This is a genomic window from Paraburkholderia nodosa (genome assembly GCF_001718195.1).
Lineage (GTDB): Bacteria > Pseudomonadota > Gammaproteobacteria > Burkholderiales > Burkholderiaceae > Paraburkholderia > Paraburkholderia nodosa_A.
The window spans coordinates 1-23,954 of sequence record NZ_MCNV01000016.1; the positions used below are offsets into that span (position 1 = coordinate 1).

22 protein-coding genes and 2 pseudogenes are annotated in these 23,954 nt (G+C 61.4%); 10 read left to right on the plus strand and 14 right to left on the minus strand.

Annotated elements, in window-relative coordinates:
• Both BFD71_RS24415 and BFD71_RS41555 read right to left on the minus strand, forming a co-directional pair.
• On the minus strand, positions 1-364 hold a 364-nt coding region (locus tag BFD71_RS24415; RefSeq protein ID WP_141710789.1), incomplete at its 3' end, for a divalent metal cation transporter.
• A 111-nt stretch (positions 365-475) separates the two neighbouring features.
• Positions 476-625 carry a hypothetical protein gene (locus BFD71_RS41555; RefSeq protein ID WP_176732954.1) on the minus strand — a complete coding sequence of 50 codons (150 nt, stop codon included), beginning with the start codon at positions 623-625 and terminating at the stop codon, positions 476-478.
• A 1,512-nt stretch (positions 626-2,137) separates the two neighbouring features.
• Between BFD71_RS41555 and BFD71_RS24420 the strand changes: the two genes are divergently transcribed.
• Positions 2,138-3,625 (plus strand): carbohydrate porin, encoded by a 1,488-nt coding sequence (locus BFD71_RS24420; protein ID WP_069266904.1) that lies wholly within the window; start codon positions 2,138-2,140, stop codon positions 3,623-3,625.
• A 266-nt stretch (positions 3,626-3,891) separates the two neighbouring features.
• On the opposite strand, the gene BFD71_RS24425 is transcribed toward BFD71_RS24420, so the two are convergent.
• From BFD71_RS24425 to BFD71_RS24445, 5 genes are all read right to left on the minus strand, one after another.
• On the minus strand, positions 3,892-4,194 hold the full coding sequence (locus BFD71_RS24425) for a hypothetical protein (RefSeq protein ID WP_069266905.1): 303 nt from the start codon (positions 4,192-4,194) through the stop codon (positions 3,892-3,894).
• Complete coding sequence (locus BFD71_RS24430) at positions 4,175-4,924, minus strand: SDR family NAD(P)-dependent oxidoreductase (RefSeq protein WP_069266906.1); 750 nt, start codon at positions 4,922-4,924, stop codon at positions 4,175-4,177. Before BFD71_RS24430 ends, BFD71_RS24425 begins: the two co-directional genes overlap by 20 nt.
• A gap of 48 nt (positions 4,925-4,972) precedes the next feature.
• Entirely contained in the window at positions 4,973-5,818 is an 846-nt protein-coding gene (locus tag BFD71_RS24435) for an alpha/beta fold hydrolase (protein WP_069266907.1), read from the minus strand.
• A gap of 232 nt (positions 5,819-6,050) precedes the next feature.
• Positions 6,051-7,250 carry an MFS transporter gene (locus tag BFD71_RS24440; RefSeq protein WP_069266908.1) on the minus strand — a complete coding sequence of 400 codons (1,200 nt, stop codon included), beginning with the start codon at positions 7,248-7,250 and terminating at the stop codon, positions 6,051-6,053.
• A 63-nt stretch (positions 7,251-7,313) separates the two neighbouring features.
• The gene (locus BFD71_RS24445; RefSeq protein ID WP_069266909.1) at positions 7,314-8,060 is read right to left on the minus strand and encodes an SDR family NAD(P)-dependent oxidoreductase; all 747 of its coding nucleotides are present in this window, start codon (positions 8,058-8,060) and stop codon (positions 7,314-7,316) included.
• A 150-nt stretch (positions 8,061-8,210) separates the two neighbouring features.
• On the opposite strand from BFD71_RS24445, the gene BFD71_RS24450 reads away from it, so the two are divergent.
• Both BFD71_RS24450 and BFD71_RS40725 read left to right on the plus strand, forming a co-directional pair.
• Positions 8,211-9,092 (plus strand): LysR family transcriptional regulator, encoded by an 882-nt coding sequence (locus tag BFD71_RS24450; protein WP_069266910.1) that lies wholly within the window; start codon positions 8,211-8,213, stop codon positions 9,090-9,092.
• A 194-nt stretch (positions 9,093-9,286) separates the two neighbouring features.
• Positions 9,287-9,976 carry a hypothetical protein gene (locus BFD71_RS40725; protein WP_141710791.1) on the plus strand — a complete coding sequence of 230 codons (690 nt, stop codon included), beginning with the start codon at positions 9,287-9,289 and terminating at the stop codon, positions 9,974-9,976.
• Between the two features lie 263 nt (positions 9,977-10,239).
• Here BFD71_RS40725 and BFD71_RS24465 read toward each other — a convergent pair whose 3' ends face one another.
• Both BFD71_RS24465 and BFD71_RS24470 read right to left on the minus strand, forming a co-directional pair.
• Complete coding sequence (locus tag BFD71_RS24465; protein WP_069266913.1) at positions 10,240-10,887, minus strand: glutathione S-transferase family protein; 648 nt, start codon at positions 10,885-10,887, stop codon at positions 10,240-10,242.
• 75 nt (positions 10,888-10,962) lie between these two features.
• Entirely contained in the window at positions 10,963-11,709 is a 747-nt protein-coding gene (locus BFD71_RS24470) for an SDR family NAD(P)-dependent oxidoreductase (protein WP_069266914.1), read from the minus strand.
• A 524-nt stretch (positions 11,710-12,233) separates the two neighbouring features.
• Between BFD71_RS24470 and BFD71_RS42285 the strand changes: the two are divergent.
• Positions 12,234-12,506, plus strand: a pseudogene (locus BFD71_RS42285) (VOC family protein); the annotation flags it as partial.
• A 193-nt stretch (positions 12,507-12,699) separates the two neighbouring features.
• On the opposite strand, the gene BFD71_RS24475 reads toward BFD71_RS42285, so the two are convergent.
• Positions 12,700-13,569, minus strand: a complete 870-nt coding sequence (locus tag BFD71_RS24475; RefSeq protein WP_069266915.1) for a helix-turn-helix transcriptional regulator — start codon at positions 13,567-13,569, stop codon at positions 12,700-12,702.
• Positions 13,570-13,661: 92 nt separating this feature from the next.
• On the opposite strand from BFD71_RS24475, the gene BFD71_RS24480 reads away from it, so the two are divergent.
• Positions 13,662-14,546, plus strand: coding sequence for an SDR family oxidoreductase (locus BFD71_RS24480; RefSeq protein ID WP_069266916.1), 885 nt, complete (start codon positions 13,662-13,664; stop codon positions 14,544-14,546).
• Positions 14,547-14,776: 230 nt separating this feature from the next.
• On the opposite strand, the gene BFD71_RS24485 is transcribed toward BFD71_RS24480, so the two are convergent.
• On the minus strand, positions 14,777-15,115 hold the full coding sequence (locus BFD71_RS24485) for an ArsR/SmtB family transcription factor (RefSeq protein ID WP_083245449.1): 339 nt from the start codon (positions 15,113-15,115) through the stop codon (positions 14,777-14,779).
• A 90-nt stretch (positions 15,116-15,205) separates the two neighbouring features.
• Between BFD71_RS24485 and BFD71_RS24490 the strand changes: the two genes are divergently transcribed.
• Positions 15,206-16,420, plus strand: coding sequence for an MFS transporter (locus BFD71_RS24490; RefSeq protein WP_069266917.1), 1,215 nt, complete (start codon positions 15,206-15,208; stop codon positions 16,418-16,420).
• Between the two features lie 420 nt (positions 16,421-16,840).
• Here BFD71_RS24490 and BFD71_RS24495 read toward each other — a convergent pair whose 3' ends face one another.
• Both BFD71_RS24495 and BFD71_RS24505 read right to left on the minus strand, forming a co-directional pair.
• Positions 16,841-17,533, minus strand: coding sequence for a CBS domain-containing protein (locus tag BFD71_RS24495; protein WP_069266918.1), 693 nt, complete (start codon positions 17,531-17,533; stop codon positions 16,841-16,843).
• An 889-nt stretch (positions 17,534-18,422) separates the two neighbouring features.
• Positions 18,423-19,223 (minus strand): helix-turn-helix transcriptional regulator, encoded by an 801-nt coding sequence (locus BFD71_RS24505; protein WP_141710792.1) that lies wholly within the window; start codon positions 19,221-19,223, stop codon positions 18,423-18,425.
• Positions 19,224-19,555: 332 nt separating this feature from the next.
• On the opposite strand from BFD71_RS24505, the gene BFD71_RS24510 reads away from it, so the two are divergent.
• From BFD71_RS24510 to BFD71_RS41565, 4 genes are all read left to right on the plus strand, one after another.
• Positions 19,556-20,431 (plus strand): sulfite exporter TauE/SafE family protein, encoded by an 876-nt coding sequence (locus BFD71_RS24510; protein ID WP_069266920.1) that lies wholly within the window; start codon positions 19,556-19,558, stop codon positions 20,429-20,431.
• Between the two features lie 468 nt (positions 20,432-20,899).
• On the plus strand, positions 20,900-21,214 hold the full coding sequence (locus tag BFD71_RS24515; protein ID WP_069266921.1) for a hypothetical protein: 315 nt from the start codon (positions 20,900-20,902) through the stop codon (positions 21,212-21,214).
• A 10-nt stretch (positions 21,215-21,224) separates the two neighbouring features.
• Positions 21,225-22,124 carry a papain-like cysteine protease family protein gene (locus tag BFD71_RS41560; protein ID WP_069266922.1) on the plus strand — a complete coding sequence of 300 codons (900 nt, stop codon included), beginning with the start codon at positions 21,225-21,227 and terminating at the stop codon, positions 22,122-22,124.
• A gap of 1,061 nt (positions 22,125-23,185) precedes the next feature.
• Positions 23,186-23,533, plus strand: coding sequence for a hypothetical protein (locus BFD71_RS41565; protein WP_176732955.1), 348 nt, complete (start codon positions 23,186-23,188; stop codon positions 23,531-23,533).
• On the opposite strand, the pseudogene BFD71_RS24525 reads toward BFD71_RS41565, so the two are convergent.
• Positions 23,514-23,939, minus strand: a pseudogene (locus BFD71_RS24525) (4-hydroxylaminobenzoate lyase). The gene BFD71_RS41565 and the pseudogene BFD71_RS24525 sit on opposite strands and share 20 nt — an antisense overlap.
• Positions 23,940-23,954 lie beyond the last annotated feature (15 nt).

A 23,954-nucleotide genomic window follows, 5' to 3' on the forward strand; every position in this document is an offset into this window, starting at 1 on the left:
TGCCGAAGCGTTCGAAGATGAGGCGTGCGTGGCCGACGCCGGTCACGGCGCCCAGGCGCAGGACCATTTCCTGGTTCACATAGAGAACCGGAATCAGCAGCGCGAGCGTCCAGAGCAGCGACGTGCCGTAGTTCTGCCCCGCCTGCGTATAAGTGCCGAAGGCGCCGGCGTCGTTATCGCCGACCATGACGATGAGGCCGGGGCCGAGGATGGCAAGCAGTGTGCGCAGGCGCGCCATCCAGTTGCTGCGCGGAGCGGTGTCGTGGCGGGCGATGGTGCCGAGGGCGCCTTTGATATCGCCCACGTGCGCGTCGTCGAGCACGGCACTCCGACGTTGCGTGATGTTTGCAGGAGTGGTGGACATCGTTACTTATTCCTTAGTAGTACTTTTTTGAACTTAATGATTGAGACGTGGCGCTGCCCCGCCGACTGCTGATGCGGGAGCAGGGGCAGAAGTCGGCGACGCCAGGCCGTGTCAGCGAACGAGCTTTTTGAATGCCGTCCAGACGGCAGCGACTACGCCGGTTGAGCCGTGCGAATGTGAGTCGATCCCGAGCATGCCGTTGTAGTGCGTGCGAGCTTCTTCGACGTGCGGGAGTTGCGAAACGAGGAGAGCGAAGTGCATGGTGATTCCTCCAGATGCCTGAAACGTGGCGCCATCGATCAGGCGTACCTTCGTTTCGCTTCACGCGGGGGGCGATATGCCCGGGCGTGTGGGAGGAACGTGTGCGGACTGATGTCAGGCGAAGCGGGCCGCGCCTTGTGGGAGCGCAACGCAATTCGTGCAGGGACAAGGCTCAGGGTCGGGCATTGTGAACTCCTCTGTTGTCAGGGTCAGGGTCCGAGTCAAGCTTGACGGACGTGTTTAACCACACGCCAGGTCCCGCGCGCCAGTGCGCGAAAACGGCGTGAACAAGCGGCGTCGCGAGCCAATGGCTCGACGCGCCGGGTCGCGTTGACGAACGTGCGTGACAGCACGCGCGTCAACGACGGCGGCCAATCGAAAAGATGCGCGGGAGGGACTGCGGAAGCTACTGCGGCGCGCACCGTCTGCCTGCTGGCAGGACGGCGGCTAAGGAAGAATCCAGGCGGGCGTCGTGCCGGTCAGGCAGAAAAACGATTCGAAGGTCGACAACTACAACTGTCCAAGGCATATGCCCCTTTCGTGGAAACAGGCGAATTCTAGTGACGACGCGTGAGCCGAGTCAACGACTATTTCAAAGATTTTTCTTTCGAATCTGTTACTTCCATTTAACGAAATTCATTTGCATTCCGTTTTGTTATGCACTCCACAACAGAACCACTGTCGGTGAGTTTGTGTTGCACACGTGCTGCGCCGCGCACGCTCGTGAGCCTCCCAGAATGCCATTGAGCTGGCACAGTCCGGTGCGTTTGGCATCCCTCTTCGAACTGCTCTGCACTGCATGACAATTTTTACTTGCGCGCTCGCAGATGGCGCGCATAGAATCCGCCCTGTCTTAGAAACAGGAGAGTCCTTCGTGGACGCAAGCTCTAGTTGTCGATCTTGTATGCCGGCGTGTGCCGGCAACCAGACTGCAATCGCGCGTTAGCGACCGGACTTTCCCTCCTGCCGCTGACCCCGATTGACGGGTCAGCGCGCTTCTTCCGGACCGCCCGTGCGGTCTGTCTGTAGCTCGCTCCCTTTTTGCTTAAGTACGCCGACAGCGCCCGACTTCGCTGACGGTGTGCCACTTATCGAACGTTGCCCGGCCAGCCGGGCTCGACGGGAGTTGAATCATGCATATCGAACGCTTTCTCCTCGCCTCACGCGATTACCTGCGTGCAACGCCAGCAGTCGCACCGCAACGCGAACCTGACGGGCACAGCCAGCTCTGGCGGCACACAGGTGCCGACAGAGTCCAGGCAGTGCAACGCGGCACCTCGGTTGCAGCCCTCTGGAAGATGCCAGGACGCACCGGTGGCGGTACTTGGTGGCCCGCCTGACCGGGTCATCGTCGCAAATAGGCTTTGCAAGACTGCAGCCCCCACGGCGAGTCGGCGCCGGACACCCTCCCGCGTTGGCATCGCTTATTCATCAGTTCGCTTCCCAGAAAAACACAAAATGATCTCCTTTGGCACGCCCACACATAACGACAACAGCATTGACAGCCGATGTATGCTCGCTCCGCCCTCGCGCCTGAAGCCAGTCTGCGCCGCCGCAGCGCTGTTGGTGGTACTGGGGGCCAGCATCAACATGCCGGCTTACGCACACTCGGAGTCAGCCGCGCCCACATCGGCGGACCAGGGCTCTTCCGCAACCACAAACACCGACACAAGCGCGGCATCGGCCGGGGCCGCCGCCGCGCCGACCGGCTTCTGGGAGCGCTCTAACCTGCTCGGCGACATGGGCGGACTGCGCACGCTACTGGGCGATCACGGCATCACGTTCAACGCGCAAGAAACCAGCGAGCTCTACGGCAACTTCTCCGGCGGTATCTCGAAGGGCGCTTCATACAACGGCGCCACTCAGTTCGGCCTTAGCGTCGATACTGACAAGGCGCTCGGCCTGAAGGGCGGCACCTTCTTCGTCGATGCCCTGCAGATTCACGGACACGGCATCACGGCGGCACGCCTGAATGCGCTGCAAGCCGTGAGCGGCGTTGAAGCCAAAGCGTCGACGCGTTTGTGGGAACTCTGGTACCAGCAGGCGATAGGTGACAAATTCGACGTCAGGATCGGCCAGCAGAGCCTTGATCAGGAATTCATCATCAGCCAGTACGGCAGCACGTTCGCGAACGCGACTTTCGGCTGGCCCGTCCTGGCCGCCACTGACATGCCTGCGGGCGGCCCTGCCTATCCGCTCTCGTCACTTGGCGTGCGCCTGCGGTTCAAGCCGAGTGACTCGATGACGATTCTCGGCGGCATCTTCGACGGCAACCCCGCGCCGGGCAATGGCGACCCGCAGCAACTCAACGCCAGCGGCACCCGGTTCAACCTGCACAACGGCGTCATGATGATCGGCGAGGTCCAGTACGCGATCAACCAGCCGCCGGCAGGCGGATCTGGTTCGGCACAGCCGGGCGGGCTGCCGGGCACCTACAAGCTGGGCTTCTGGTACAACAACAATCACTTCGCGGATCAGCACCTCGACACGAACGGCATCTCGCTCGCGAGCCCGGCGTCGAACGGCGTGCCGGCCACGCATCGCGGCAACTTCAGCATTTATGCCGTTGCAGACCAGATGGTGTGGCGCCCGAGCGCCGACAGCCCGCAATCGGTTGGCGTGTTCACGCGTGTGATGGGCGCGCCGGGCGACCGTAACCTGCTCGACTTCAATATCAATGGAGGCGTCGTCCTGAAAGCTCCGTTCAAGGGCCGGGACAGCGACTCGGTCGGGCTCGCGGTGAGCTACGCGAACGTCAGCTCGAGCGCGAGCGCACTCGACCGTGACATCGCAACGCTCAAGACGCCGGGCTACCCTGTGCGTTCGGCGGAGACGGTGATCGAGGCGACCTATCAGTATCAGGTTGCGCCGTGGTGGCTGCTGCAGGGCGAACTCCAGTACATCTTCCATCCGGGTGGCGGCATCCCCGACCCGAATAACAGCGGCGCACGCATCGGCAACGAGGCCGTAGCCGGACTGCGAACGGTCGTGACGTTCTGATGCCCTGACGTTCTGCAGTGTCCGGGCCTGCCGACGATTTGTCGAAAAGGCCCGGACAGGTCACTAATAGGACGCGTTCGTCTCGACTTCCGGCCACCGCATCAGTCGGTAGCCGGCCTGAAAGCGGCCGTTCGATCTGCTAACACCGTGATGCGTCGGCTGCTATTGCGCTTGCCGTCGAACCGGCTGAACTGAAATTACTGCGCTCATTCCCGTGCGACGGCTTCGAGCAGAAAAACGAGCAGATTCGGCGTTTCAGTTGGGAATCAGCGTCGCTCGTCCTTCGCAATGCGACGCAGGCCGAGCGCGAGTGCGAGCGTGGCGAAGCTCAAGGCGGCGATGACGCCGGCGCCCAGATACACGGCGAAGCCCAGTCCGTGAACCGTCGCCACGCGTCCCAGAATCGGCGCGAGTATGCCGGCGGCCAGATAACCAAGGAGATACAGCGCCGACAGGGTGCCGCCTCGTCCATCGCCGGGGGTCGCGCGGTTGATGAAATCGCGGTGGCAGTCGGGCAGGCTGTATGGGTCATGCCCGTCTCCCCCGGTATCAGAGCTTGGAGCCGCCATCGACACGCAGCGTGTCACCCGTCACCCAGCGCGCCGCATCGGATGCGAGGAACAGGGCAGCGCCTGCGATGTCGTCGGGTTGCGCCACGCGCTTGAGGGCCTGCATGCCGAGGGTGAAGTCCCGCCCGGCATCGGTTTTGGCGAAGTTCGACATGTCAGTTTCAACGACGCCCGGCGCGACGGCGTTCACGCGAATGCCGCGCTCGCCGAGCGCTGCGGCGAAATGCTTGACCAGGGTGTCGATTGCTCCCTTACTCGCGGCGTAGGCTGACAGATTGCCAACCGAAGCGCGGGCTGCAAGTGAGGACAGCAGGACTACGCTACTGCCCTCGCCCAGCACGGGCAGCAGTTGCTGGACGAGGAAGTATGGGGCGCGCACATTGACGGCGAACAACCGGTCGAAGTCCTCTACCGTCGTTTCCGCGATCGACGAGGCCTTCGAGATGCCAGCATTCGCAACGAGAATGTTGAGACGCTCGCCAATCAGCCCGCGTACCTGACGGGCCAGTTCGTGAGGGCCGTTCGCCGCGCTCAGGTCTGCCGCGACCTTGTCGGCCGAACCACCCGACGCACGGATCGCCTCGACGACGGAATTCGCAGCCTTCTCGTCGCTGCCGAAGTGCACGATCACGCGCGCGCCTGCTGCTGCCAGAGCCTGAGCGGTTGCGCGGCCGATGCCGCGCGAAGCGCCCGTGACGAGTGCAGTTTTGCCGTGAAGATTAGTAGTCACGATTAACTCCTGTTGAATTCGGGATCAAATGTCGGTGTAACTGGCGACTCAGGAAAGGAACCTGGAAACGTCTTCCACGAAACGCTCGGGGTATTGATAGAGCGAGCCGTGATTGGCGTCCGGATAGATGATCAGTTGGGCATTCGGGATGTGCTGGCGCAGAATCAGCGAATTGACCGTATAGATGATGACGTCGTCGTCACCATTGACGACCAGAGTCGGCTGGCTGAGTGCAGACAGGTAGGCATACGGCTTGTCTTGCGGCGCGCCCCATTTCGCGAGTGCCGCGAGCTGGGCCGGTGCCACGGCTTCGTTGGCCGCTGGATCACGGTTCTCCGTGCGAAGGCGGAAGCGTTCGAGGAACGCACGTCCGGCCGTCTGGCTGGTCCTGGTCGGCGAGAAATGGACGCGCAGCCAGAGATGGTCCGGTTCGGCATAGCTCGCGCCGAAGATATCCTGCGCTTCGGGCGTCAGCGAGGCCATGCCTTCTCCGCTGCGCGGGCCCGTGCCGACGAGGATCAGGCGGCGAACCAGCGTGGGCTCAGCAATGGCGAGCGTCTGCGCAATCAGGCCACCCATTGAGAATCCCAGTACATCGACCTGTTCGAGACCGAGCGCACGAATGAATGCGGCAGCGTTGGCCGCCATTTCCTCGATCGATTCGGGAACGCTGCCTGAACTGCTCGAAATGCCGGCGTTGTTGAACAGGATGACCTCACGTCCGGCGGCCAGGCCGTCGGTCACGGCGGGGTCCCAGTGATCCATGGTGCCGGTGAAGTGGATGTTCATCACAAGCGGTACGCCCGCGTGATTGCCGAAGCGGCGATAGGCGAAGCGGATACCGTTTGCTTCAACGTACTGCGTTGGTGCGGTCTGGTGCGTCTGGTGGCTCATGATTGCGATCCTTTCAGAAGTAAGTGCAGCAGTTGTTTTGCCGGTATGTTTGAAATGCATGGGGTGCTGCTTTGGCAATCCAGTCACGCGCCTGGAAATCTCGTGGGGCGGTGCCTGCTGATGGGTACTGTATGCGGTGGCTGGCAAGAGGAAAAAGACTTTGTAGGCAAGTGGCCATGCCTGAAAGATATGGCGCGTGCATGACTGCGCGGTCGCAGCCCGCTGGAATAGTTCAGGTGGACGCGGGCTCGTCAATCCTGCGAGGATGCCCGCCGGTCAGCGCGAGCGTCAGGATCGAAACCAAGGCGAGTCCGGCACCGAAGTACATTGCATTGAAGAGACCCAACCCGTCGACGATCCGGCCGCCGACGAACGAACCCAGTGCAATCGAGATCTGGAAATTGGCTACGAACAGCGCCATGCCACCTTCGCGGACTTCGCGGGTTGCCTGCGCCATCCACATCTGCAGTGCGACGGGCATGGCGCCGTATGCGGTTCCCCACGCGGCCAGCGCGACCAGCACCGACGGCCGACTGGTGCCGAGTGCGGGAAGCATGGCGAGCGGCAATGCGATAAACAGGATGCTCGCGATGAGCGTGGTCCTGACGTTCCGTTGCGCGAATGAACCACCGATGAAATTACCGAGCAGCCCGATGAACGTGTAGCCGAGCAGCAGCAACGAGATGACCTTGCCGCCAAATCCCGACACCGTTGCGAGGAACGGAGTGATATACGTATAGGTCGCAAACTGTCCGCATAGGGCCAGCGTCATCGCGATCAGCCCGATGCGTGCCGGTCGCGTACCGAAGATGCCGAGCAGATCGCGTGTGCTTACCCGATGCTCTACGTGTAGCGACGGCAACGAAACCCACTGGGCCAGCAGCGCGGCAACGGACAGCGCGAGCGCTGCGCCAAATGCGGTACGCCAGCCAGCCAGGTCTCCGATCAGTGCCCCGGCCGGCCCGCCGATCAGCATGCCGAGCGAGACGCCCGCGAAAATCAGCGATGTGGCCCGACCGACATTTTTCTCCGGCACGAGTCGGGCGCCGAGCCCCACACTGATTGCCCAGAATCCGCCGATTCCGAATCCGAACAGCGCACGGGCCGCGACGAGAATCGTAAAGTTCGGCGCCAGCATGGCCGTCAGATTCGAGATTACGAGCAGCAGGCCCAGGCCTAGTAGCACGCGCCGACGGTCGAAACGTCCGACCGCTACCGTAAGAAACGGCGCGGCGATGGCGGCCAGCAGCCCGGGCGCCGTGACCATGATGCCGGCGGTTCCTTCGCTGACGCCCAGTCCCTGGCTGATGTAACGCAGTAGCCCGACGGGAAGGAATTCCGTGGTGCAGAACACAGTCGCGCTGAGTGCGACCGAAAGAACCGCGAGCCAGTTTCGCGTGCGCGGGGGCTGTATTGAGGTAGTTAGCGACATTGATATATCCGGGTGCGTGAATCGAATTGGATGGCCGAAATGGCGGCGTCGCGCTCGACTCGCTCAGAGCTTCGAGCCGCCATCCACATTGAGCGTCGCGCCGGTTGTCCATCTGGCCTGGTCGGAGGCGAGAAAGGTGATCGCAGCGGCGATGTCATCGGGTTCGGCGAGCCGTTTGATGGCCTGAAGGCTGAGTGTCATGTCGCGGCCTTCGTCGGTGCGGTTGAAGCTCGACATGTCGGTTTGCACCACGCCGGGCGCGACTGCGTTCACGCGGATGCCGCGCGGTCCCAGGCCAACCGCGAAGTGGCGCACAAGGGTGTCCACGGCGCCTTTCGTGGCCGAGTAGGCCGATAGTTCGCCGACGGCCGCATGGGCCGCGAGCGACGAAAGCAGCGTGACGCTGCTGCCCTTGCACATGATCGGCAGCAATTGCTGAACGAGAAAATACGGAGCGCGGACGTTGACTGCGAACAGTTCGTCGAAATCTTCGACGCCTGTTTCCTCGAGCGTGGCTGCCTTCACGATGCCAGCGTTGGAAACGAGGATGTCGAGCCGTTCACCGACGATTGCCCGGACATGGCGCGCGAGCCTGTGCGGCCCGTCGGATTCGGCTAGATCGGCCTGGAGGGCATGGGCACGAGTGCCCGTCGCAGTGATTTCGGCGACGACGGCCTTGGCCTCACGCGCACCGCGGCCATAGTGAACGATGATCTGAGCGCCTGCCTGCGCGAGCGCAAGCGCAGTGGCGCGTCCGATGCCACGGGAAGCGCCGGTGACGAGCGCGGTCTTTCCTGTCAGGGTATTCATGATCGTCCTTCCAGCAGATAACTGACATTGGGGCGAGGTAGGGTTTCGTCCGGCTGATGTGATCGAACGATAGCCGCCACTTGTCCGCGCGAAAAAGACTTTGTAAGCTGATCCCCATACCTGTCATGCATGACTAAAAGGAACGCGTGAATGGAACTGCGTCATCTTCGTTATTTCCTCGCCGTGGCCGAAGAGGGCAGCCTGACCGTCGCGGCGGAACGTCGGCTGTACACGTCCCAGCCGTCTCTGAGCCGGCAGATCAGAGACCTTGAATACGAAGTAGGTGCGCAACTGTTCGTGCGTAGCGCGCGTGGCATTGAACTGACCGACGCCGGCAAGGCATTTCTGGTCCATACTCGCCTCGCCCTTGCACAAGTCGATGCGGCGTGCGAGGCAGCGCGGCGGGCGGCGCGACCGTCCAAGCCGACGTTTGCGGTTGGCTTCCTGAGCGGACAGGAAGTGACCTGGCTCGCGGAAGCGACTCGCGTGCTCGCGAGCGATCTGCAGAGCATCGAAATGACGGTATCGAGCGAGCACTCCCCTGAACTCGCAGAGGGATTGTCGACGGGACGGCTGGACGTCGCCTTCATGCGTGCCGAAGCCAACCGACCCGACCTCGATTACGTGACAGTCGCACGCGAGCCTTTCGTCGTGCTGATGCCAAGCGATCATCGCCTTGCGGCCTTCGATGAGATCGACGTGCACGAACTGGCGGGTGAATTATTCATAGGTGGTTCAGACGTAGCCGGTCCCATGCGCGGCGCGATCGAAAACTATCTGGCGACAAACGACGTCGTCATCGAGCCCGCGCATCGCGTGCACAACCTGACGATGGCGATGTCGCTAATCGCCTCGACGAGAGGCGTCGCACTACTGCCCTCCTATGCCGAGAAACTGCTGCCCTGGTCGGTAACAAGCCGACCACTCAAGGGCGAACCGCCGAGAATCGAGCTTGTGGTGGGCTATAACCGGAATAACCGCTCAGCGATTCTGTCGACGTTTCTGTCGCGCATCGACCAGATCAAACAATAAGATGCACGACGCGGTGTGGCCTGTGCGGGGTGCAGTCCCGCACGCGTTGAAAGTGCTGAAACGCGCTGAAAGAAGCTGATGCTTACCGGTGTTCGCGCCGTTCGGGCGGCAGCCAAAATGCTGACGACACTCGTGAAGCTCAGATTTCCGCACTTCGCCGCGCTCTCGGAGACGACCGGGCGGCAATACGTACGGTGACCGGGCGCGGATACCAGTTCATCGCAGAAGTGCTCCCGCAAGTCACGAATTCGGATAGGCACCCTGCTGCACCTGCAGACGGACCGGCTTTTTCCGGCCTGCCGCTACCTGCAGAGGTCAGTCCTCTCATCGGCCAGGAAATTGCCATACGCGAGATTTGCCGTGGCCTGCAAACGCATCGTCTGGTCACGCTCGTGGGTACCGGCGGTGTGGGAAAGACGCGGTTGGCGCTCGAAGCCGCGCACGGGGCCGCCAGGATTGCCGAAAGGCTGCTTCGGATCGCTCCGCGAGCAGTCGTACTTGCAACAAGCCGCGAAACGCTGCGCGTTGCAGGGGAGCTGATCTATCGTGTTCCGTCGCTCGAGGTTCCGCCGGACGAAAATTGCGATGTCGCTCTCGACTACAGTGCGGTACGTCTCTTCGAAGAGCGTGTCGGACCGCATGCCGGGCTCAGCGTGGATTCACGGACAGCGTTGAGGCTGAAGTCGCAAATCTTCCGCCGGCTCGATGGAATTCCGCTGGCGCTGGAACTTGCTGCGGCATGTGTGCCGGCGTTTGGGCTCCAGGGCGTGGCCGACCGGCTCGGGAATCGCTTCCAGCTCTGCCTGAGCTATGGAGAGCGAAGGCGGAGGTGCTGGTCGCGATCCGGGGCGACGAAGCGATACCGGCGGCCGAATCGATTTTGATCGATGCTCTTGAGACGGCCCAGAAACACGGATTCCTTGCGTGGCAGTCGCGTTGCTCGTTGAGTCTTGCCTGGCTCCGACACATGAAAGGCGACGCGAAAGCCGCGCTCAATGCCATCTTTCCCGTGACGCAGCAGTCCGCGGGTGCGGGTGACATTGGCGCGGCAGGTCCGACGCTTACCGGCCGTGAGGCGAATCGCAGAAGCCGGCCGCGCAGATACTGAGCGCACGGCATCGGTCACGACAGGCTACCTTGCGGGCCGTCATGCCTTCGACGACGGACGTGCGTTGACTTTGTCGTACCACGCTTGCAGTGCGTCGAAGCCCGTAGGAATGCTCAGCTTCATGCCGCCCGCCGCGAAGTCGATCGCAACGAGCGTAGTAATGTCAGCCACCGAGAATGCGTCGCCCGCGACGAATGGCACTGTCTTGAGGCGGTCGTTGAAATCGGCAAAGAAGTGCCCGACGCGCAGCTTGCTGCGCTCGACGATTTCGGGGATCTGCTCGTACGCATGCGGGCCTGAGAGCGCCCGACCTTTCAGCCCGGCAACGGCGTTCCTGACGCCCTCCATTACCGCCGAGAATCCGTCCAGCTCGGCACGTCGTTCCCACGTCGTGACGAGCGCCTTCGTAGTTGGCGTCGTGCCTAGCAATGCGGGCTTCTCGGGGTAGGCCTCCTCGATGTAACGCCAGATTGCCGGGACTTCGCCAATCGCTGTGCCGTCTCGCAGCACGAGCGTGGGAACCTGGCGGCGAGGGTTGATCGCAACGTAGGCATCGGAGAATTGCTCTTTGGCGCCGAGGTCCACCGCCTTGGCAGGAAATTCGATGCCCTTCTCGGCAAGGAAGATGCGAACACGGCGAGAGTTCGGGGAAGCCTTCGATTCGAAGAAGGTGAGATCGGTGTTCATTGATGGTTCCATCCAGAAGTGTCGCTTGTATAGGGCTTCGCCGGTTCAGCAGGAAGCCTAAACCGCGTTGAAAGCTCAACCCGCTGTCTTGCCTCCGTCGACGGTGAGGATCTGCCCTGTGACAAACGCAGCACCGTCATTGGCCAGGTAGAGCACCGCCGCCGCGATGTCGTCAGGCCTACCGATTCGTGCGAGCGGAACCGTTGCCGCGAGCGAGGCCTTGTTCTCCGGCGTGCCGGTGAAACGGTCCAACATGCCCGTGTCGGTGGGACCAGGCGCTACGGCGTTGACGCGAACGCGCGCCGAAGCGGCCTCGAGTGCAGCCGATTTCGTGATCCCTTCCACAGCATGCTTGCTGCCCGCATACACCGAAGCGAAGGCCGCACCCTCATGACCATAAGTCGAGGATATGTTGATGATGCTGCCAGCTTGCTGTGCGGTCATCACGCGCAGTTCGTGCTTGAGGCTCAGCAACGTGCCGAGCACGTTGGTGTCGAAGGTATCAGCGTAGCTCTCGGCAGTCTGATCGACCACAGGTCCCGGTTTACCTTCCGTGCCAGCATTGTTGACTGCAACGTCGAGCCGGCCGAAGCGAGCAACGGTTTCATCGACGAGGTGACGGACGTCTTCGTCGCGGCGTACGTCAGCCTGCACGAAGAAAGCTTGTGCGCCTGCTTCGCGCAATTCGGCCTCGAGCGCCGAACCTTCCGCGGCACGGCGGCCCGACACGACGAGACGTGCGCCCAAGCGGGCGAATGCAAAAGCGGTGGCGCGGCCGATGCCCGTGAGGGCGCCGGTGATCAGGACGACGGGTTGGTTCATTTTGCGGCTCCAGTTAGGTAAGTTCATGTCAAACGCAACGCAGAGAGAGCTTCGATTCCAGGGGCGCGCGCAATATCTATTGCTTAATATGCAGCTCCCGTCACTGGACGCGAGTTACGCGACAGCGACGGTGACGTCGTCCGGCGCGTGTGGAATGCTCTAACTCGTGCATGCAGAGTAGCGTTTCAGCTCGCAACGCAAAAAGACTTTCCAGGCTGACCGGCATGCCTGCGAAGCATGGCTCCGGAGCTGGGGATAGTGGGAAAGCATGACTACCGATCTACGTTAGCGCGTTACGGTCCCGAAGCAGCGAACCTCATCGCTGGTGGAGCAGCAAATAGCCGCGGCGCATCCGTCACCGGAGCACACCGTTTGCCCTGATTGATGAGGTACGCACAGAGCCTTCCGTGCCGGTTTCAGCGGCGCAGAATGGACCGGATGTGGCAACGCATTTAGACCCGTTGCGCCTGATGGCTTCCTAAGACTCGTTACGCCTGGCGATTTAGAGCTGGGTGCAACATCATGATGGCATCGTTCTCGGCCATCGAGAGTACCCGTGGCATATTGAACTGACTCACCAGCACAATGTGACGGTCCCGAATGCACCCACTAAGGAGCATCTCTTGGTCATCTATTTGCCGATGCCTGAGGAGTGGGAAATCGCCGTCGAAAGGTTCCGCGAATTGGGAAATGAACCAGTGCCAGCAGAGAATCCGTACTGGGATCGACGGGGTCTGACGTTCGAAGATCCCGATGGCTACCGCGTGGTCCTGCAGAATGCTTGTTGGACGCGCTAGCGCTGCTGGATCAGGTACTGCGCGGTCGTTCGGACGTGCGTTTGCGGCAGAGAGCCGCGTTCGGCCACGAACGGCCGTTCACAGGCCGAGCGTTAGTGCCCACGGCCGGTTGCCATATTCGGTGCCTGCGGGGCCCTGAGAGACTCTTGGGAATCGAGCCTCGAATGCCTGAACCTGCGTTACTGCGAGCGCCCTACGGCCCTCGCATGTCGGCCGTCGGTAGTCGGTTCGAGAGCAAGCTGATCTGGGACGCTATCTTCTTCGCATCCTCCGGCGTCGCGGGATTGTAGACACACATGCTGAGATCAGTCCGGCCGTCGACGGAGAAGGTCGAATATTCGAAGGCGAGCGGGCCGAGCACCGGATGGCGGATGCGCTTGATGGCCTCGCCGTGGACCTCTCGAACCTCGTTGTCGCGCCACATCACCTTGAACTCGGGACTGAGCCGGCATAGCTCATCAACGAGAGGCGCCACCTCCGTTGCCGCTCCCGCACGCGCTGCATCGACGCGGAATGCACCGATGATGTGGCGCGCCACGCTCTCCCAGTCATACTGCACGGCGCGCGCACGCGGATCAAGGAAGATAGTGCGCAGCACATTGCGTTGGTTTGGCGGCAGGGAGCCATAGTCGCCCAACATGACAGTGGCCGCCCGATTCCAGGCAAGGACGTTCCAGGTGGCAGTGCGAATGAGGGCGGGGCTGGGGTCCAAAGCGTCGAGGACACGCTGCAGCCGAGGCGTGACACCTTCCTTCTCTTGGTAGCGGGCTTCGGGCGGCCGCCCGAGGCCAACTAGAAAAAGGTGCTCGCGCTCGACATCCGTCAGCATCAAGGCCCGCGATATTCGATCGAGCACATCCGCCGAGGGGGCACCGCCGCGACCTTGTTCAAGCCACGTGTACCAGGTGGGGCTGATATTGGCGCGCTGCGCCACTTCCTCACGGCGCAGCCCAGGCGTCCGCCGGCGCTCTGCGGGAAAGCCGAGTACTGCGGGATCAAGCTTCATTCGCCGGTCCCGCAAATAGGCGGCGAGGAGGTTTTCGTTGTCCTGGCGCGACTTCATGCTGTTAGTAGTCTTACCATAATAAGGTCACTACTTTACCGGAATACTCGCAAAGCTGACACTTGTCTCCAGCGAAACCTGGAGACAAGTTCATGCGCGTTTTCATCACCGGCGCTACCGGATTTATCGGCATTCCCACCGTTAAGGAACTGATTGCTGCGGGACATAAGGTTCTCGGCATGGCTCGTTCAGACGAGGGAGAAAAAGCCCTGGCAACTATTGGAGCGGACGTGCATCGCGGTTCGCTTGAAGACCTCGAAAGCCTTCGGAGGGGCGCAGCGGCGGCCGATGCCGTGATTCACCTGGGCTTTATTCACGACTGGTCCAACTTTGCAAGTTCTTGCGAGGTCGATCGCATCGCAATCGAAGCTTTGGGCTCAGTCCTCGCTGGCTCAGATCGGCTTCTGATCGCCACGTCGGGAACGGCAGGACTAGCCGGGCCGGGCCAGATCGCGACCGAGGACCATGACGTGCCGCCAGATTTCCCCTTTCCCCGCGTCTCGGAGCAGACGGCGCTATCACTGAGGGGCGTGCGCGCCTCGGTGGTGCGGCTTCCCCAAGTTCACAACACAATGCGGCAAGGGCTTCTGACTTACGCCGTTGCTGTGGCGCGCGAGAAAGGCGTGTCAGCCTATGTCGGGGAAGGACGCAACCGCTGGGCGGCGGCACACATCTCGGATGTCGCCCGTCTTTACCGGTTGGCGCTGGAAAAGAACGAAGCGGGCGCGAAATATCATGCGGTGGCTGAAGAAGGCGTGCTGATGCTGAATATTGCCGAAGCAATCGGCCGCGGGCTGAAACTGCCCACAAGATCCATATCCGCGGGAGAAGCTTCGACGCACTTTGGTTGGCTGGCAATGTTCGCTAGCCGCGACCTTGTGGCATCAAGCGAAAAGACGCGGAGGACGCTCGGCTGGAATCCGACCGGGCCCGGGCTGATTGCCGATCTAGAACGGCTTGGCGCATCGAATAGCTGAAGCATGCGGGCGCGCCGCACGCTTTCTCGAAGGACCGCTTTCGGCGACCCCGAACGTCTCTGGGTCGGCTGAGGCCGACCGCATCGGTGGAGAGGTCGGGCCACGAACAGTCAGTAGCAACCGCTGCATTTGGTCACCAAAGCGTCGTTCCGCCCCCCAACAAACGCCCCTCTCGGCACATACGCGATGACTGATGCGGAGCCCCACTCCAGTTGTGGAAAGCGTATCGGTCAAGTGTGGCGTAGCGCGCGATCCAGGTCGTCGAGCAAGCGTTGGATCGCCACGCTATTGGGCTTGTAGTACACCCAGTTTTTGATTTTCTTCGAAGTCACCAGGTCTGCCGCTGCCAGCGCCTGCATATGCGTGGTGACAGTGGGCTGACTGAGGCCAGTCTTCTCGGTGATGAAGCTGACACAGACCCCATCCTTCACAAGGTCCGCGTCCCGCTGCGGTGGAAAGTGCTTTTCCGGCTCGGTAAGCCAAATGAGTATCGTCAGCCGGTGGCGATTCGAGAGTGCATGCAGCGCCTCCTGCAGCTGGTTCTCATCGACATTGTCCATTTTCGACATTGCTCAGATTTTCCTTGACGGGACCAACCTATATTGTACTCTTTCTATATAGCTACTTATCGATATAGGTCGACTATGGCGACGCACGCAATGACTTCCACGAGAACCCAGTCGATCGTACGCACGATCAGCGTTGCTGTCGTCTTCACGCTGTTCGTGGCGGTCGTGTTCGGCTTTGGGCTCTATCTTTTTGTGCTGGTCGTGCCAGTGATGCGGCAAAGTCTCGGAATCGACTATACGGCGATTGGCATCGTAACTGGTGGGACCCAGACGGCGTACCTCGTTGCGGCGTTAGTTTCTCCGCGCCTCACAACCCGCTTCGGCGAGGGGCAGGTCATTGTGGGCGCTGTCACTGCGGCAGCCTTGCTTTTGCTACTGTTCGCGAAAGTCCAGAGCGTAATGTCGGTCGGACTCGTTCTCGCCGGACTTGGGGCGACGGCGGCTTTCATGATGGTCCCGAGCGTCGGTGCAATCTCCGGTACAGTTCCCTTCGGGTACCGTTCCCGCGTCAATGGTCTGGTTTCGAGCGGCACGGCCTATGGGCAATTCGCGAATGGTCTTCTTGTGTCGCGGGGCTTACCAGCACACAGTTGGCACTCCATATGGATTGTGGCGGGGTCGGTCTCGCTCGTCATCGCCCTTGTGGGACTGCTTGCGCTTCGCCGCTTCGCTCCACAGGTTTTCAGCCGCAAGGCGCCAAAGCGCGCCGTAAGTCGTCGCGCGTCCGGCGGCCGGTGGCAATTGATGACTCGCACCAACCTGACGGTCTGGATACTGCTCGCGTTGAGCGGAATGGCTTGCGGGCCGTGGCAAAACTACCTGTCGAGCTTTCTGGCCGATGAGGGACATTCCCTGGCAACTATCGGGCAAGTCTGGTCGACGATTGGCGCGGTGGGACTGTTCAGCGGATTTGCGGCGGGGATGGCTGCCGACAAGGCAGGGGCACGGATTGCGCTCGCATTCTCCTTCACTGCACTCGCCGGCTCCGGTCTCCTGATCGCTTTCCATTCCGAAGCATGGCAATTGCGAGCGGCCGCCGTGTGTTTCGGTCTCTCGTTCTATGCGATTTACGGACTGATTCCCGCGTATATCAGCAAGACTATGGACCCTTGCTCGGCAACCACGGTGTTTGGTGTTGCCAACGTCTTTCTCGGTCTTGGAACGACATTGGGCAACGTGATGGGGGGCAATTTCGTCGCCTGGTTTGGTTCGCTCAAGGACGTTTTTATCACCGCGTCGGCGATTGCATGCGTGGCGATGATACTCACGGCGACGCTCCGTGATGAACGAGCGGTTACCTCCTGATATACCGCTTGCACTGCCAATTCGCCGTCCACCGAGCGCCTGCCTGCTGGACCGCTCTGGCTCGCTTTCCGTCGATGGCACTGTGTACGGCATGCGACGGTGGTCGGCCAGAAGCTGCCTTTTACGATCGCAGCCACTCAGTCATTCGAGTGGCTGTTCGGCAGCGAACAGCGGACCTTCTCTAAAAGGATCGAATCGAGAATCCGGCGCTGCAAGCCGCACCACGGACGCGCAGATCGCTCGGCAGATTGAGCCGTGACATGGCGTCAGTGGTGTGATTGCCTACGTCGAGCGCTTGCCTGATTTGAAGCCCGCGATCGAAACCCGTCGATATTTCGCCCCCCGGTTTGACGTGACCGTCACGATCGCAGTGATTCGTCGTTCAGCCCGGACGATCGGCACGCGTCTTGCGACCGTGAGCTACAGGGCCGGAATCACGTTTGGATATTCAAGATGGTACTCCACACGCTTGACGCCCGGCACGCTCTCCGCCGCAACGCGGATGGCCCGCTTTTCCTCCACAGATTCGATCACCCCGCATAGATGCGCGACACCGTCCTTGACGCGCACGCAGTTTTTGGGCAACCCCCAGCTCTGCCCGTGCATTGTCCGGACTATCTCTTCGCGCAGGCTCGCGTCATCGCGCGAAACTAATTCCACGACCGGAGCAATCCGCGCGAGTGCGCGAATCAGGTTCGAGCGACTTAGATTTCCGATCAGCGTGCCACTCTTCAACACTGGCACGCTGTCGAGACGTCGACGCTCCATGAGGTCCGCGATCCGCTGGAGCGGCATGTCCTCCGAGATCGAAATCACCTCTTCGCACATCACGTCGCCGACGACGCGCCCGTGCTCCTTCAGATACCTCGCGGCCTGAGCGCGGGGGGACGACAACAGGAGTTCGAGCCACCACTGGCGCTTTCTGTGGCAGGTGCTGTTCTCTACTCGATGCAGAAGATCGCGTTCGCCGACGATACCGACAACTTGTCCGTTCTCGTCGACGACCGGCATGCTTCCGATATGGTTTTCGACCAAAAGTGTTGCCGCTTCGTGGATCGTCATGTCCGGTGTGGCAGTGATGACGGACGCAGTCATGATGTCTTGCGCGCGCATAGTTGCTCCTCCTGCTTGTTTGCGACGGGTCCTCGTCTGGTGCTCCCATCACGTGGCTTTGGCAGACCGTCCCGAGCCGATCGCTCGGTGCTGAGGCGCCTTGATTCCACAACCTGATTCAATTCCCGGAGGGGTCGGTGCTCCTTGGGCAAACACCCGCCTTGAATAGCCTTTTCTTATCGTTGAGCGCGATCGCGCCGACTGCGCTATCGCACTGCGAGTGAACAGTAGAGGTCCGGAATACAAAGGGCAATTGAGTCATCCAGTGCGGGCTGCGGAGCAAACGGAATCTGCGATGCGTCGAAGCGCGGAAACGGAGTGTTTCCCGAAGCACGGGAAAATACGGCGGAGTCTTCTAGCCCAGAATCGAAATCGTCGTTACCGGTCGCGGCAATACAGCATTGGACCCCGGCGGTGGCCATCGCCGTGAGCAGGCAGCAGGTTCGAACAATGTTGACCCGGCTCGCGCATCTCATGTCGAGGTTCCTCAAAAGGCCAGTTCAAAAAGAGCTCGTAACGGCACGGTGCAATGCAATAGCGGCATGGGTCGAATCGTAGATGATTCGCTGACACCCGAACATAACCTGAATAGGTGATCGCGTGACTCTCTCTCAGCCCGTGCCGGTGCGACCTGTCCAGTCCACTTCGGACAGCCAGCCTGACGACTCGATGTTCGCACTCCGGGATGAGCCCTCTGGCCGACCTGGCCGTCGGCCACGCAGACAGCATGTCAATGCGTTGCGACCTCAACGAGGATGTCCGCGTGCACATCTTTATCTTGCGCAGCGCGGAGGCTCCGCGATTTGCATCCACGGACAAGAAGCCTTTCGGCCTCGCCTTGCGCGGGTGGCTCGCCATCGTCGCCTGCAACGCCAGCGCCTGCAGTTTGCTATCTCAGCTTGCCGAGCCACAGCGCGGTGAGCGTTGAGCGATTCCGGACGTTGAATTTGGCGTAGATCGCCTTGATATGGACATGCGTCGTGTTCGGACTTTGGTCGAGCTTCTGCGCGATCTGCTTTTCCGTGAGTCCGTCGAGCAGCCACAGCAGCACCCTTCGCTCGGCCGTCGTCAGGGGCGCGTCGGCGATGAGCAGGCCGTGGCTGAGCAGTTGCTGCCGGTTGAACCATCTCAGCCCGTGCATCACGAAACCCAGACGCTCGAGATCCGGCGCAGAGAATCGGGGTGCCCGCACATCGCGAAACACGAAGAGATGAATCCGCACATCGTCATTGAGCGAGCAACGCACCTGGATGCTGTCGCCGTGGCCGACTTCGAGGTAGTGGCGCCGATAGTGCTCACCTTCAAACCATTCGGCGGGCATCGCCTCGAAGAGCAGGTTGGCGCAGAACGGCTCGTTCCCTGAGGCGGCCACGACATGTGACGAGTCGACGTGGCCGGACCAGAGCGTGTCGTACTGCTCCTGCACCGAAGCGACCATCGCCGGTACCGGATGCAGAAGCCGAACCAGTCGTGGACGCCAGCCGAACAAAGGATCCTTTGGCGCGAGCGAAGGCAATCGCACGACAACGGCCCAAAGCGCATTCTGTGCTTTGACCATGGCACAGAGCTTGGTTAGCAGATGGGACAGCGCGACATCGCCATCACCTGCTGAGAACTCGGCCAGCCGATCCCAGAGTGCATAGACGTCATCGTGCACCGGTGGATTGGTGGAATCCGCGAATGGAAGCATGTCGTCCTCAAGAAGAATGTGCGGATCACCGATCTTCGGTGAGCATGAGGGTATCACCTTTTCAGGTAGTACCGACGCGTATCACGGTGCTCGATACTGATGTGCCGCTCACAGCCGCGACCGTCATCAACTGGAACTAAACAGCACTGGGCACTCGATGTTTCATGGTGCGACGACACCCAGCGGACGCGGGACAAGGCTGCCGCGCGCGACGTGGCGAGCCAGCGCACCCGCCGCACCGATGTAATCAATCCTTGAACGCGCGCTTCCCGCCACAACGGGCGGGAAATACTGGCCTTTCCTGTAATGTCCAACACGGAGAGACACGGCAAATGGATAGCGAACCTCAGCCCGCGCCCGAGAGCGCCGCGGGACCAGCCCGGTCATTGCCCCCGGCAACGGGATGGTACCCCTGGCAGGTCAAACTTCAGTGGGCGGTGCTCGTGCTCGCCACGGCACTTTGCCTGGCCTTGTCCGTGCACGAAGGCGTCGAAGTCTTTGTCATCGGTGCCGTTTTTCTGGCGTCTGGCATATCCAGCATCGCGGGCTTCGCCTTCTCCGCAGTCTGCGGCGCAATGCTGTTCCATCTCTCCGCCGACCCGGTGCAGGTCGTCCAGATCATGATTGTCTGCAGTATCGCGAACCAGACAGCAATGGTCTGGTCACTCAAACGGGATATCCAGTGGCGGCCGCTGTTTGTTTTCCTGGTCGGCGGCGGGGTCGGACTGCCCCTGGGCATCGCCGTACTGCTCACGCTGGATCGTCACGTCTACACCCACGTGCTTGGTGTGTTCCTGGTTCTCTACGGGTGCTACATGCTCGCCAGGCGGCCGCTCGTCATCCGGCGCCAGGCGAAGGCACTCGATGTCTTGGCGGGATTTCTCGGCGGCGTCACGGGTGGCGCGGCCGGCTTTCCCGGAGCATTCGTGACCATCTGGTGCGGGTTCAAGGGGTGGAACAAGGACCGCCAGCGTGCCATGTATCAGCCGTTTATCCTGATCACGCAGGTCGCTGCGCTCGCTGCAATTAGTCTCTTGCGACACTCCGCCGGCAAAACCGGTTTCACCCCAGCCATTCTGCTCTGCATACCCGGGTCGCTGCTCGGAACCGCGATCGGCATGACGCTCTATAAACGGCTGTCCGACAATCATTTCGTACGGCTTGTGAATCTGCTGTTGATTGTCTCGGGGATCAGCTATTTTGGATAACTAGAGAATCCGCCGCAGAACGTGCGCCCCGTCGAATCTGGCTGTCCGCTCAAATGACCTCTGAACCGCAGCGGAGAGTGATGTCCAACAGCGCTGTGGTCCGCTATCGGGTCGCCTGCGGGCATCCGCGTCGGGCCGCAGGCAGCCATGAAGGGCCACTCGCTCTCGGGCCGCCGCCGATGTTCGGATGACTCACACACCCCTTACAGCGGCCGTTCACATGCGCGAGCCTTTATCGCTTGCCCTGAGACGGGGTTTATGTGTCCGCCTGCCGCTTATCTTATGTGCGTTGCCCTACATATACGCTTCGTCGCCCCTGGTCATCTACGTCAAATCATCTAGCCTTTTTCTGTCCGAAACGAGGATTGCGCGACGTCACGGTTGCCATATCCAGGCACCTCCGACCATCACCGGTCGACCCAGAGGGCGCTTGAGGTTACTACTCTCCAACGCGACAGGGGTGCCGACATGCCGCAAACCGTCCGAAAGTATTGGGGCCCCTTTCAGGGGCGCACGACGCTCAATTTCAACTGGGACGCCATCAACCACGACTCAACGGTCATCGTCACCGCCGCCGAGTACAAGGTGACGACGCCCGCCAACAGCGAGCACCGTTTCATCGGCGCGGCCACCATCACCGTCGACAACGTCTGCCCCCACGGGCCGCCATTCGACTCCAACCACGGTGTCACCTTCGTCGTCAACGTCAATTGGGGGGCGCCGCTGAACATCGTCACGGACGTCACCGTTCTCGACGATGCGCCGATCGAGATCCAGTACTGAGGCTGGGATCATGCCGCTGACAATCCGCAAGTACTGGGGGAAGTTCCTCGGCCGCACGACCCTCAACTTCAACTGGGACGCCATCGACCACGACTCGACGGTGATCGTCACGGCGTCGGAGTACGCCGACAACAAGGTCCGGTTCATCGGTGCAGCAACGATCTCCGCCGACAACGTCTGCCCCCACGGACCGCCCTACGACCCCAACCACGGCGTCACCTTCGTCGTCAATGTGGACTGGAACTCGCCGCTGAACGTCGTCACCGACATCACCGTCCTCGACGCCAAGCCGATCGAGGTGCAGACGTACGTACCGGACGTGACCAACCGCCTCGCGGTGCGGTTGCAGTACCAGCAGAGTGACCAGTGGTGCTGGATCGCCTGCGGCGCCACCGTCGATCACTTCTACGACCCGGCAAGCACCTGGAAGCAATGCGAGGTGATGACGCAGATAGGACAGGAGATCAACGGGTTCCCGACGAACACCACTGCCTGCCCGTCGGCGCAGGCACTGATCCAGAACCCCGACCTGGCCGCTCGCTACGCCAACCCCTACGCCATCGGCGCCCGCTACGTGCTCGACGACGCCCGCCTGGGGATCGACACCCGCTATCTGAAATCCGGCGGGGTGACCGACGCGTTGAAGACGGTCGGCAACTACGCCAGCTATCACGGACCGGATCTGACTCTCGCCGACCTCAGAGCCGAGATCGACGCCGGGCGACCTGTTGTCGCCTCGATCACCTGGCTCAGCGGCGGGACCCACTTCGTCGTGATTGCCGGCATCCAGGGCGAGGGGCTGCTGATCCTCGATCCGGTCAACGGCGAGTGCTTCACGGAGTTCGGCGCGTTCCCCGGCACCTACTTCGGCGGAGCGACCCTGGACGGCTACGCCTTCACCAAACCCTGAGCCACCTCGAAGAGCACCGGCACTCCGATACGGTCGCCGGAATGCCGCACAGATGCGCGACACAGGGGTGGCGACCTCAGCGGACGACTGGTGAGGCGGCGATGGTGTCGAGCAGGGTCGCCAGACGGATCGACTGCCCCGCCGTCCACGGGCTGGGACCGCCTCTTGCGATGCGGCGACGGACACATAGTCGTCAGTGGGGGAGGTTTTCGGTAGTGACCGCGCTGCGGCGCCGGCGGGTTGTTTGAGGGTGTATTGTTCGGTCTTCACGTCGACCCTTCAAGGTGGCTCGTTGACCTGGGGCTGCAGGCCAGTGGCGTGCACGATGTGCTCCCGAAGGGGTGAGACCGCACGGTCTCACGCCGTGCTCGTCGTCTCAATCGCTCTGAGGGCTGCCCGCCGATGTGCGCCCTCGGATGCGGGGCCTCCTTCAGGTGGCTGTGTTCGCGCTCGAACGGCAACTTTGCGGCGACGGGATCCAGCTGACGCATGTCTCTTCATGGCCCGGAGCACTCGGTCGCCACGTCACCCCGATCGACTGCTCCCAATCAGAAAACCGCCATTGGGCCGCCAGAGTAGCGAAGGTCCGGATTGGGTGACTACGGAAGTTCGGAGCGGCGGTCGGGCGACGAACTTCCGAGTGCGGCCATGAAGCGACGCTCGCCCGACAGTGACAGGTGGCAGAAACTCGCCGCGTTTCGGCCATTTGCCCCTTTCGACGACGGTCCGCAAATTGAGTGCATGTGCGGCGGCCATTATCGACCGTCGCGACCTCGCTACGCCGGCTTGCCGCGACCCTGGAAAAAACCACGTCGACGTTTCATAACGCTCGAGTCTCGTCATTTTCGGCGTCCTTCGCTCAACCTGCGGCTCCAACGCAAAAATAGGCGCGATGAACTAAAACGTAGACGTGGTTGCTCAGGCGGCGTTGTTGCTATTGGTAAAGCGACCGGGACTTTCTGCTGCGACGTTGAGAGCGCGGATCGCCGACGCGGCGAGAGGAAAGCTGACGGCCCGCCACGCGAGACGACAGGGACAACAGGCTGCCAGGTAGCAGGTTCATGGCTGACACCAACCAACACGATTGGCAGCAGCAGAAGACTGATTGCTACCGCCCCGAACAGGCAGCCGGCAATCGGATGCTCAAACTCTGTCTTCACCGCCTGCCAGGCAGTCAGGCATTTCCAACCATGGTGCGATTGCTGCATTCGACCGTGTTGCATTTGCGGCGCCGCACACAACTGTTGCGGCTCTGTCGTGCGGTCCGCAGAGGCTGGAATTTCTCACGCAACTTCGCGAGCTTTGTGTCAATTGCGCGAGGATCGCTGCCGGCTGATTCGGAAGGCGAGTTGGATCGGCGAGGCCTTCACACGCGCCCGTCTGAGCGCTTCAATGCGGCGGCGGTTTAACGTCGAACGCAATCCGCCCCGCCGGCAAAAAAGTGAGCGAGATGACGGCCTCCCAGGCTCGGGTGCCGTCCAGCCGCCATAACACCTGCCGTTCCAACCTGCGAGCGCCGCGCCTTCGTTGAGCGGGACCACCAGGTTGATCTCGCCGTATGGGTGCAAGTGATAGCCGGCGCGCAAGCTGCCCTCGGGGTTGTTCTGGACGCTATCTGTGCTGTCCAGCAGTACCGCTGTGGCGCTAAAGAAGAACCAGTCGCGCCAGGTCTTTGTACAACTCGCTCTCAACGCCATATTTCGCGTTCAGCCATTGCTCGACCCCAATGCCGGTGGTCATGTCCTTGACCTCTTGCAGCAGGGGGATGAGACGGGCCACAAGTTCGTCTTTACTATGGCAATATGCACCTTTCAGTAACCTTCTCGCCCC

What these genes read in the sequence shown, in the direction of transcription:
- BFD71_RS41555 (WP_176732954.1), bottom strand. Translation starts at nt 625, where the DNA reads ATGCACTTCGCTCTCCTCGTTTCGCAACTCCCGCACGTCGAAGAAGCT.
- BFD71_RS24420 (WP_069266904.1), top strand. Translation starts at nt 2,138, where the DNA reads ATGCTCGCTCCGCCCTCGCGCCTGAAGCCAGTCTGCGCCGCCGCAGCG.
- BFD71_RS24425 (WP_069266905.1), bottom strand. Translation starts at nt 4,194, where the DNA reads ATGGCGGCTCCAAGCTCTGATACCGGGGGAGACGGGCATGACCCATAC.
- BFD71_RS24435 (WP_069266907.1), bottom strand. Translation starts at nt 5,818, where the DNA reads ATGAGCCACCAGACGCACCAGACCGCACCAACGCAGTACGTTGAAGCA.
- BFD71_RS24440 (WP_069266908.1), bottom strand. Translation starts at nt 7,250, where the DNA reads ATGTCGCTAACTACCTCAATACAGCCCCCGCGCACGCGAAACTGGCTC.
- BFD71_RS24445 (WP_069266909.1), bottom strand. Translation starts at nt 8,060, where the DNA reads ATGAATACCCTGACAGGAAAGACCGCGCTCGTCACCGGCGCTTCCCGT.
- BFD71_RS24450 (WP_069266910.1), top strand. Translation starts at nt 8,211, where the DNA reads ATGGAACTGCGTCATCTTCGTTATTTCCTCGCCGTGGCCGAAGAGGGC.
- BFD71_RS24465 (WP_069266913.1), bottom strand. Translation starts at nt 10,887, where the DNA reads ATGAACACCGATCTCACCTTCTTCGAATCGAAGGCTTCCCCGAACTCT.
- BFD71_RS24470 (WP_069266914.1), bottom strand. Translation starts at nt 11,709, where the DNA reads ATGAACCAACCCGTCGTCCTGATCACCGGCGCCCTCACGGGCATCGGC.
- BFD71_RS24475 (WP_069266915.1), bottom strand. Translation starts at nt 13,569, where the DNA reads ATGAAGTCGCGCCAGGACAACGAAAACCTCCTCGCCGCCTATTTGCGG.
- BFD71_RS24480 (WP_069266916.1), top strand. Translation starts at nt 13,662, where the DNA reads ATGCGCGTTTTCATCACCGGCGCTACCGGATTTATCGGCATTCCCACC.
- BFD71_RS24485 (WP_083245449.1), bottom strand. Translation starts at nt 15,115, where the DNA reads ATGTCGAAAATGGACAATGTCGATGAGAACCAGCTGCAGGAGGCGCTG.
- BFD71_RS24490 (WP_069266917.1), top strand. Translation starts at nt 15,206, where the DNA reads ATGACTTCCACGAGAACCCAGTCGATCGTACGCACGATCAGCGTTGCT.
- BFD71_RS24495 (WP_069266918.1), bottom strand. Translation starts at nt 17,533, where the DNA reads ATGCGCGCGCAAGACATCATGACTGCGTCCGTCATCACTGCCACACCG.
- BFD71_RS24505 (WP_141710792.1), bottom strand. Translation starts at nt 19,223, where the DNA reads ATGCTTCCATTCGCGGATTCCACCAATCCACCGGTGCACGATGACGTC.
- BFD71_RS24510 (WP_069266920.1), top strand. Translation starts at nt 19,556, where the DNA reads ATGGATAGCGAACCTCAGCCCGCGCCCGAGAGCGCCGCGGGACCAGCC.
- BFD71_RS24515 (WP_069266921.1), top strand. Translation starts at nt 20,900, where the DNA reads ATGCCGCAAACCGTCCGAAAGTATTGGGGCCCCTTTCAGGGGCGCACG.
- BFD71_RS41560 (WP_069266922.1), top strand. Translation starts at nt 21,225, where the DNA reads ATGCCGCTGACAATCCGCAAGTACTGGGGGAAGTTCCTCGGCCGCACG.
- BFD71_RS41565 (WP_176732955.1), top strand. Translation starts at nt 23,186, where the DNA reads ATGGCTGACACCAACCAACACGATTGGCAGCAGCAGAAGACTGATTGC.